Genomic DNA, 3,701 nt, shown 5'->3' with positions numbered 1-3,701 from the left:
ACACACCCAGCCAACCAGACACCCCAATCACAGGCCGACAGCAGCTGACCGTTCTACACCCTCAATCATGAAGAGCCAGATTACGATTCGCCCGCTGGCCAGAGTTCTCCCTCCGAATGCCTATGGGATTGCTGTCTTGGATCGAGTGCTGCGTATGGCACTTGCCACCTCGTGGCCACGCCGTGGGGTGACAGTCGAACAGGTGGATGCCCAGTTTGCTGGAAGTCGGATTTGCGGGGAATGGGTCACATCGTCCGCTGTTGATCCTCACGCACCGCCTGTGCTCTATATTCACGGCGGCGCCTATTCGATGTGTTCTCCAGGTACGCATCGCGGACTTCTCGGTGAGCTGGCCTCAGCTAGCGGTCGGCCGATCTTCGCCGTCAAGTACCGACTAGCGCCGCGCTACCCGTACCCGGCCGCAGCTGACGACGCATTGAATGCGTACCGCTGGCTTGCGCATCGGTCGAGTTCATCTGGAGGGCGAGATTCTGTGGCTTTGGCTGGAGATTCCGCAGGAGGGCAGCTCTCGATGGCGACTGCGCTAAGCGCGCGAGACGAGATGCTGCCAGTCCCGGATTCGTTGCTCCTGATGTCCCCGGTGCTGGACCTCAGCTGCAAACTAGCGCGAGCACGCGAAGTCCGGCGCTCAGACCCTTTCGCGTCTGCACGGTCGGCGGCACGGGCGCTCCAGTTGTACGTAGCTGGGGCAGATCCCAGCGATCCTCGAGTTAGCGTGCTTACTGCCGACCTTTGCGGCATGCCACCGACCTTGATTCAAGTCGGTGGTCGAGAAATGCTGATCGATGATTCGCGGACGCTCGGAAAGTATCTTCGAGCCGACGGCTCATCGGTCGAAATCCAGGTGTATCGAGGACAAATTCACGTTTTCCAGGCCATGTTCAGAGTTTTGCCCGAGGCGCGCGAAGCGATTGAATGTGCAGGTAGATTCCTCAAAGAAGCTGCGTCGAAATGAAAAGCGCCGAACTAGTGATTTGATGTAAATTTCAGTAACCTTTTGGTCTCTGTCGAAATATGGTGAAGGTTTCTTTCTAAACGGCATGGATGCGATCCGGTGCAGATTGTGGTGGGTGTCGGCGTTGCTGGTGTAGCTATGCCTCGTTCCTCGGAAAGTGTCGGTTGCGAGAGTTTGCCACCGTGGATTAGCCGGGCATGTCTGTAACTTTTGTCGGAATAACGCCTAATCTCGTGGCGGTCAGCGATATGGCATCAGTGCTACTACGCGATGCCAAATACATCGGTAGATCGCGGTCCCATTGTTGCGGAAAACTGACGCACGACGATGAGTCTCGCTATGCAAAGGTTTGAGGCAACTATTGCCGTGGTCAGCTTGGGCACTCTGTGCCCAGTCGGCGCCGCGCACCGAGCGGTGAAATTTCGGCGCACGCAGGCCGGTATCGACGTTCATGTAACGGATCCTGACTCGGAAACCAGGCGAGCGTGGGCACTTCTTGCTGGAGCGTCAGCTGGTTGGTCTGAAGTCCAGCCTGGCGGTGTCAGTCGAACGGCATGTGACGAGGCCGAGATTCAGCCGCCGCTGACGACAAAATATCATATCTGTCTAGATATTGACATTTACATCCAATATGTAAAAACTGGTGGCGAGTGCGGTCAAGGTACGCCGTGACTGGGAGGAGCTGTTGTGAACCCGCTTGTTGAGCCTGTGATTGAAGCCAGAAGGAGTCTGTCGTCCGTCCTGCTTGCGCCAGCGCCGAGTGTCGTTGACGAGAGTTGGCGTCGATGGAGCCGAGGCTGGCCGGTCTGTGAACTCGCTGTTGTGCCACCCGGAAGTGGCTTGAAACCGGTGCTCGGCGATCCAGGCCTGCCTCTTGTCGGTCATACGCTCGACTACATCCGATTCGGATCGGATTTCAGCCGAGAGCGCTACGACCGTCTGGGTTCTGTGTCGTGGATGGGCGCGTTCGGCACCAAGTTGGTCGTCATCGCCGGTCCGGAGGCCACCCGGCAGGCCTTCACGAGCGAAGCCAAGGCATTTTCTCAGGATGGCTGGTCCTTTTTGATCGACTCCTTCTTTCATCGCGGTTTGATGCTCATGAGCTTTGATGAGCACTTGATGCACCGGCGCATCATGCAGGAGGCGTTTACGCGTCCGCGCCTGACCGGATATGTCGAGCAAATGACCCCACGCGTTCGCTCAGCAGTACCCGCGTGGCCGACGGGCTCGTCGGCTCGAATCTATCCACTGCTGAAGGAACTCACCCTCGATGTAGCCACCGACGTTTTCATGGGTGGCCGCGGCAAGGAGGAGAGTGATGCTGTCAACAAGGCGTTCGTCGCTGCGGTGCGTGCAGCGAGCTCCCTTGTGCGTGTTCCGCTTCCGGGAACTAGATTCCGCGCCGGCGTGCGAGGCCGGCGCGTCTTGGAGGATTACTTTTTCAGGCATCTGCCGGCCGCGCGAGCCGGTGAAACGGACGATCTGTTCGCTGCTCTTTGTCAAGCCACCACCGAAGACGGGGAGCGGTTCTCCGACGAGGATGTGGTGAGTCACATGATCTTCTTGATGATGGCGGCTCACGACACATCGACGATCACCACTACTGCGGTCGCCTATTTCCTCGCCAAGAATCCGGTGTGGCAGGAGGCAGCGGCGGCGGAAGCCGAGTCCGTCGGTGACGGGTTACCAGACATCGAGGCCCTAGAGAAGATGGCGGTTATCGATCTCGTGATCAAGGAAGCGCTCAGATTGGTTGCGCCTGTTCCGTTGGTGATGCGCAAGACGGTTCGCGATGTAGCCATCGACGGATATCACATCCCAGTGGGCACCGTTTGTGCCATTACAGCTGCGGTGAATCACTTCGATCGAACGATCTGGAGTGATCCTGAGCGGTTCGATCCTTCACGTTTTGACGAGCCTCGGCGCGAAGATCAACACCACCGGTTCGCTTGGGTACCTTTCGGGGGAGGAGCGCATAAGTGTATCGGCATGCAATTCGGAACTCTTGAGGTCAAAGCGATCCTGCACCGGATGCTGCGGTCGTTCATCTGGACGGTTCCGGAGAACTATCAGATCCGGTGGGACAACACCTCGCTTCCTGTTCCGGTCGACGGACTTCCGTTGGAGATGCGACGCCGATGACTGACGATTACAGGCGTTATCTCGAAACCACGGAATTTCTAGATTGGCAACATGATGCGGTACGTGACTTCGTGTCGTCGGCGATCCGGGGCGCCTCTGACGACATTACGAAAGCGATATGCATCTTTACCGCGGTCCGTGACTCCATTTGGTATGACCCCTACACAGTCACCGATAACCGGGACGCGTATCGCGCCAGTACTGTCGCGACATCAGGACGCGCCTACTGCGTCCCGAAGGCCGTGCTGTTGACGGCAGCGTGCCGAGCGGCTGGAATTCCGGCGCGGCTGGGGTTCGCCGACGTTCGAAACCACCTCCAAACCAAGACATTGCGTGAGCGGATGGGTGGTACAGACGTCTTTGTCTATCACGGTTACAGTCTCATGTTTCTCAACGGTGCCTGGGTAAAGGCCACTCCGGCGTTCAATCGTGAGTTGTGCGCGCGTTTCGGTGTCTCGCCGATCGATTTCGATGGTCGTAGCGATGCACTGCTACATGGGTTTACGGGCTCTTCATGATTGAGGGTGTAGAACGGTCAGCTGCTGTCGGCCTGTGATTGGGGTGTCTGGTTGGCTGGGTGTGT

2 protein-coding genes and 1 pseudogene are annotated in these 3,701 nt (G+C 57.8%); all 3 read left to right on the top strand.

The features are described 5' to 3' along the window. Positions 1 to 976 (top strand): alpha/beta hydrolase (locus tag ACJH6I_RS31620; protein WP_406785183.1); only part of this gene is annotated, 976 nt, incomplete at its 5' end. 687 nt (positions 977 to 1,663) lie between these two features. Then, a complete protein-coding gene (locus ACJH6I_RS31615) occupies positions 1,664 to 3,118 on the top strand; it encodes a cytochrome P450 (RefSeq protein ID WP_226519102.1) in 1,455 nt (484 codons plus the stop codon). Continuing rightward, a pseudogene (locus ACJH6I_RS31610) lies at positions 3,115 to 3,624 on the top strand (transglutaminase family protein); the annotation flags it as partial. The gene ACJH6I_RS31615 and the pseudogene ACJH6I_RS31610, both read left to right, overlap by 4 nt. Positions 3,625 to 3,701: the final 77 nt, after the last annotated feature.

The organism is Mycobacterium sp. SMC-13 (genome assembly GCF_045311035.1).
In the GTDB taxonomy this organism is placed as follows: Bacteria; Actinomycetota; Actinomycetes; order Mycobacteriales; family Mycobacteriaceae; genus Mycobacterium.
This window is presented reverse-complemented; position numbering and strand designations above follow the sequence as displayed.